Genomic DNA, 5,460 nt, shown 5'->3' on the forward strand with positions numbered 1-5,460 from the left:
CGATCGTGTAGGCCGCGCCGGCCGCGGCCGCGCGCTCCACGTGCCCGACCGAGACGACCGTGCCCGCGCCCACCAGGTGCCCGCGCGGCGCGGCGGCCTTCACCGCCGCCGCCAGGGCCTCCTCCTGGCCCGGCTGCCCGATCGGCACCTCGACCAGGTCGATCCCGGCGTCCCACAGCCGCTCCGAGAGCGCCACGGTCTCGTCGGCGGGCAGGCCCCGCCAGATCGCCATGACGCGCTGCCCGGCGAAGAGGCGGTCGAAGAATGCGCCTTGGTCAAGGGTCACTGGTCCTCCAGGATGGCTCGAACGGTCTCAGGTGCAGGCGGGGGCGCGAGGTCCCCGACGGTCTGGAGGGCCCCGGCCGCGAGCCGGTGCCCCAATCGCATCGACGCCGCGGCCGAAGCGCCGCGCAGGCGCCCGAACAGGAACCCGGCCGCGAACGCGTCCCCGGCGCCCACCGGCTCGACCACGTCGACCGGCTCCGCGGGGGAGTAGTGGCGCGCCTCGCCCTCGAACGCGGTCACGCCGTTCCCGCCGTCCTTGACGACGAGCACGCCAGCGCCCGGCACGACCTCGCGCACGTCCTCCACGGTCTTCACGCCCCACAGGGTCTGCGCCTCGTCGAGGCCCACGAACGCGACGTCCGCCGCCCCCGCGAGCCGCGCCAGCACCGGCCCGGCCTCCTCGACCGGCCACAGCGCCGGCCGGTAGTTCACGTCGAAGCTCACCGTCGCGGCCCCGAGCGCCCGCTCGACCAGGAGCTCCTCGACCAGCGCCGCGCACGAGGCCGACAGCGCAGGGGTGATGCCCGACAGGTGCAGGATCCGCGGCGCCCCGACCCCGGCCAGGTGCCCCGGCCCCATTGTCGAGGCCGCCGAGCCGCGCCGGTAGTAGTGGACGACCGTGCCGTCCGGGCCCGGGTCCTTGAAGTACACGCCCGTCGGCCGAGACGGCTCCACCGCCACGCCCGCGCAGTCCACGCCCGCGGCCTCCAGGACGTCGCGGATGCGCAGCCCGAACGGGTCCGCGCCGACCTTCCCGTGCCAGGCGGCGCGCGCGCCCAGCCGGGCCAGCGCGACCGCGACGTTCGATTCGGCGCCGGCCACGCCGGCGTGCAGCTCGACAGCCGTGCGCAGGGGGCCGGCGGTCGCGGGTGCGAACACGCACATCGACTCGCCGAGGCACAGGACGTCCAACAAGGGGGCTCCCTTCGTCCGCGGTCGTCCGCGGTCGGGGTCGGGTCGGGACCGACTCAGCCTACCCAGTGGAAAGCGCATTCTCAAAGCCGCGTTCGGCCTCCGTCCCGCGTAGACTGAAACCGCCGGCCTCTCCTGATGGGGGCGAACATGATCGACGTGCGCCTGGTCAAGCTCTTCGCCTGGGTCATCGGAGTGCTTATGCTCCTGTGGCTGCTCGCCGAATGCCTCGGCGGCACCGACGAGGCCGACCCCCGCAACCAGGACCCCGACCGCGACACCGAGCAGTACGCCGCCGACTGCGACCGCACCTGGCAGACCCTCGACCTCGTCGGCGAAGCCGACGCGGCGAACCTCGACTCCGTCCTCGACCAGATGGAGGCCCTCGGCAACGAGATCGAGGACCCCGGCCTCAAGACCCTCGCCGCCGCCTACGCCCTCGACGTCCAGGACCTCGTCGCCGCCACCGCCCCCGGCGAACTCGACGACGCCCGCGCCCAGTACCAGGACTCCGCCTCCTTCAACCTCGCCCTGCGCTGCCCCGTCACCTGACCCCCGGCCCGCCCCGGGCCACCGTGACGCAGCGCCACAACCCGACCCGCCCCGTTCCCGCGCTAAACCACCAGAAACCTCCCATAACGGTTCGCGCGTTTGGGTTCGGGCCCCCGCTTGTGGCAAAATGGCACGTCTGCCTTCCCACCGTAGGAGCCTCGTTGCCACCCAGCGAACTGCACGCCACCTTCCTGCCCGACCACGCCTCCCCGGCCGACGGGCGGCTCCTGTTCTTCGGCGGCGCGCGACCGGAGCACGTGGTGGCCGAGCTCGGACTGCCCCCCGGCGACCCCGTCGACGCCGAGCTCTACCTCGACGGCACCCTCACCGAGGTCGCCGGCGTCGCGATGCCCGTCCGCCCCGTCCTCCCCGCGCTCACCCGCATCGCCTCCCGCCCCGACATCACCGAATCGGTCGCCGTCTGGGCCCGCATCGCCAACGCCGTCGACGACGACAAGTTCGACGACCTCGACCGCATCGCCGGCGAACTCCCCCCCGAAGGCCACTGCGCCCCCCACTCCGAAGGCCACGTCTGGACCGCCAAAGCCCTCGTCGGCGCCTTCGTCGAGTCCTACACCGAACTCCTGCGCTCCGACTCCGGACTCAACCTCCGCCTCATCACCGCCCAGCACGCCGACCCCGGCGACGTCCGCGTCAACGCCGACCTCCGCCGCTACCAGTCCCACGGCATCGCCTGGCTCGAAGCCGCCGCCGCCGGCGGCGCCGGCGTCATCCTCGCCGACGACATGGGCCTCGGCAAGACCCTCCAGTCCATCGGCCTCCTCGTCCGCCGCCCCGGCATCGCCCCCCACCTCGTCGTCTGCCCCACCTCCCTCGTCGGCAACTGGCAGCGCGAGATCGCCCGCTTCGCCCCCCAGCTGACCGTCCACCTCCACCACGGCCCCGCCCGCACCAAGTCCCCGGCCCCCCTCGCCGACGCCGACGTCGTCGTCACCTCCTACTCGATCGCCCTGCGCGACATCAAACTGCTGCGCTCCATCGGCTGGGACATCATCGTCATCGACGAGGCCCAGGCCATCAAGAACCACCGCTCCCGCACCGCCGGCGCCGTCCGCGACCTCACCGGCCGCGTCCGCATCGCCCTCACCGGCACCCCCGTCGAGAACCACCTCGCCGAACTCTGGTCGATCTCCGAATTCGTCAACCCCGGGCTCCTCGGCATCCAGGCCGACTTCAAACGCCGCTTCGCCGACCCCATCGAGATCGGCCGCGACCCCGTCGCCGCCGCCACCCTCCGCGCCCGCATCGACCCCGTCGTCCTGCGCCGCATGAAAGAAGACGTCGCCGCCGACCTGCCCCCCAAGATCGAATCCGTCGTCGCCTGCACCATGACCGACGAACAGGCCGGCCTCTACCGCGAAGCCATCCGCGAAGCCTTCGACGAGGGCCTCGGCGACGGCATCACCCGCCGCGGCCGCGTCCTCAAACTCCTCACCCGCCTCAAGCAGATCTGCAACCACCCCGCCCAGTACGTCGGCGTCGGGGACGGCGGCCTCGCCGAACGCTCCGGCAAACTCGACCGCGTCACCGAGATGCTCACCGAAGTCGTCGACGAAGGCGACAAGACCCTCATCTTCACCCAGTACCGGCAGATGGGCGAACTCCTCACCCGCCACCTCGAAGCCGAACTCGGCGTCGCCGCCCCCTTCCTCCACGGCGGCCTCGACCAGCCCGCCCGCGACAAGCTCGTCGACGAGTTCCAGACCGTCCCCGGCCCCGCGATCCTCCTGGTGTCCCTGCGCGCCGGCGGCACCGGCCTCAACCTCACCGGCGCCTCCCACGTCGTCCACTACGACCGCTGGTGGAACCCCGCCGTCGAAGACCAGGCCACCGACCGCGCCCATCGCATCGGCCAGACCCAGACCGTCCACGTCCACAAGCTCGTCACCGCCGGCTCCCTCGAAGAACGCGTGGACGAACTCCTCGCCCGCAAGAGGGCCATCGCCGAAGCCGTCGTCGGCTCCGGCGAGGACTGGCTCGGCGAACTCGACGACTCCCAGCTGCGCAAACTCATCGAACTCGACGACGACGGAGGCCACCTGTGAGCGACCCGTACGGCCGGACCTGGTGGGGCCGAAAATGGTGGCGCGCCCTGGAGACCATCGGCCTCAACTACCCCGACCAGCGCATCGTCAAAGGCCGCGCCCTCGCCGGACACGGCGCCGTCACCGGCACGGCCATCGAACCCGGCCTCGTCTCCGGCACCGTCGCCGACACCACCGGCACCTTCGACGCCTCCATCTCCATCCCCGTCTACAACGCCTCCGCCTGGACCGCCGGCATGACCGCCCTGTCCCTCTCGCCCTCCTGCGTGGCCGGACTCCTCGCCGGACGCCTGCCCAAACGCATCGACGACGTCCTCGCCGAGACCGGGATGCGCCTGCTGCCCAAGAAGTTCGTCACCGAGGACCACAACCGGATCACCACCTCCTGCGGCTGCGCCGACACCCGCGAGGTCTGCGCCCACATCATGGCGCTGGCCCTGGTCAGCGCCGCCAGGATGGACGACGACCCGTGGCTGGTCCTGCTGCTGCGCGGCGGCCCCACCCGCGACCTCGCCGGGCGCCTGCGCGCGGCGCGGCTCGCCAGCATGGAGGCCGCGCAGCCCGTCGCGTGAGCGTCGTCCCCATGAGCGCGGTTCTCACCGTTTCTTGAACCGGACGACACGGGGAGTTGAGGTTCCCCCCATAGCGTCCCGGCCATGCCGAACCCGCGCGACGACAGCGGCACCGCACTCCTGCGGCGCCGCACCCTCCTGCGCCTCACCGTCCCGGTCGCGGTCGCTGCGGCCGGGACCGCGGCGCTCCTGCCCCTCCTCGGGAACCGAGACGGCGGTACCGGCGCCGCCGACACCCCAACGCCCGCAGGCGAACCCGGCGGCCTCGGCTCCGACCCCGCCACCCGCGCCGCGGCCGCCGAGACGACCTACGCCGACACCCTCACCGCCCGCCTCGCCGAACGGATCGACGCGCACCTGGCCGACACCGGCACGGCCGCCGACGTCTCCGCCGCCGCCTCCCGCGGCGCCCTCCAGATCACCTACAACCCCGACCGGCGCCACGACACCGCCTCGATCGTCAAAGCCCAGCTCCTCGTCATGGCCCTGCGCCACTACGGAGCCGTCGCCGACGCCCCCGACACGCGCCTGCGCACGATGATCACCGCCTCCGACAACGCCGCCGCCACCGCCGTCTACGACTCCCTCGGCGGCGCCGACGCCCTCGTCCAGGCCTGCGCCGACTACGGCATGACCGCCACCGAACCGCAGCAGGACGCCTGGGGCCTCACCGAGACCACCGCCCCCGACCAGCTCACCCTCCTCGGCCACGCCCTCTACGAGGGCCTCCTCGACGCCGACCAGGTCGCCTACGCCCGCGACCTCATGTCCTCGGTCGCCGGCTCCCAGGACTGGGGCGTCTCCGCCGCCGCGGCCGACGGCGAGGCCGTCTGGCTCAAGAACGGCTGGGACACCCGCACCGCCCTCGGCGGCCTCTGGGTCGTCAACACCATCGGAGTCCTCGCCGGCGACACCGACACCCCGACCCGGATCGCGGTCCTCACCAGCGGCGCCTCCTCGCAGTCCGAGGGCGTGGCCCTGGTGGAAGCCGTCGCGGGCCTGGCGAGGTCGGTCCTCGACGGCGACTGAAGCGGTCCGGAAGACGACGAGGGCCGCCGACCGCGAACGCGGTC

The 5,460-nt window shown here is 73.0% G+C and carries 5 protein-coding genes and 1 pseudogene; 4 read left to right on the plus strand and 2 right to left on the minus strand.

Features of this window, described 5'->3' with window-relative positions:
* Positions 1–286: pseudogene (locus tag DI269_RS13930) on the minus strand (2-dehydro-3-deoxyphosphogluconate aldolase); the annotation flags it as partial.
* Positions 283–1,200 (minus strand): sugar kinase, encoded by a 918-nt coding sequence (locus DI269_RS13935; RefSeq protein WP_198667424.1) that lies wholly within the window; start codon positions 1,198–1,200, stop codon positions 283–285. The pseudogene DI269_RS13930 and the gene DI269_RS13935, both read right to left, overlap by 4 nt.
* A 147-nt stretch (positions 1,201–1,347) precedes the next feature.
* Between DI269_RS13935 and DI269_RS13940 the strand changes: the two genes are divergently transcribed.
* From DI269_RS13940 to DI269_RS13955, 4 genes are all read left to right on the plus strand, one after another.
* Positions 1,348–1,749, plus strand: a complete 402-nt coding sequence (locus tag DI269_RS13940; protein WP_157974982.1) for a hypothetical protein — start codon at positions 1,348–1,350, stop codon at positions 1,747–1,749.
* A 161-nt stretch (positions 1,750–1,910) separates the two neighbouring features.
* Positions 1,911–3,815: a DEAD/DEAH box helicase gene (locus DI269_RS13945; RefSeq protein ID WP_198667425.1), complete on the plus strand. Its 1,905-nt coding sequence runs from the start codon at positions 1,911–1,913 to the stop codon at positions 3,813–3,815.
* Positions 3,812–4,387: an SWIM zinc finger family protein gene (locus DI269_RS28660; RefSeq protein WP_112136821.1), complete on the plus strand. Its 576-nt coding sequence runs from the start codon at positions 3,812–3,814 to the stop codon at positions 4,385–4,387. Before DI269_RS13945 ends, DI269_RS28660 begins: the two co-directional genes overlap by 4 nt.
* Positions 4,388–4,471: 84 nt before the next feature.
* Complete coding sequence (locus tag DI269_RS13955; RefSeq protein WP_112136823.1) at positions 4,472–5,416, plus strand: serine hydrolase; 945 nt, start codon at positions 4,472–4,474, stop codon at positions 5,414–5,416.
* The last annotated feature ends 44 nt before the right edge of the window (positions 5,417–5,460 follow it).

The organism is Glycomyces dulcitolivorans, from assembly GCF_003265355.1.
GTDB lineage: Bacteria > Actinomycetota > Actinomycetes > Mycobacteriales > Micromonosporaceae > Glycomyces > Glycomyces dulcitolivorans.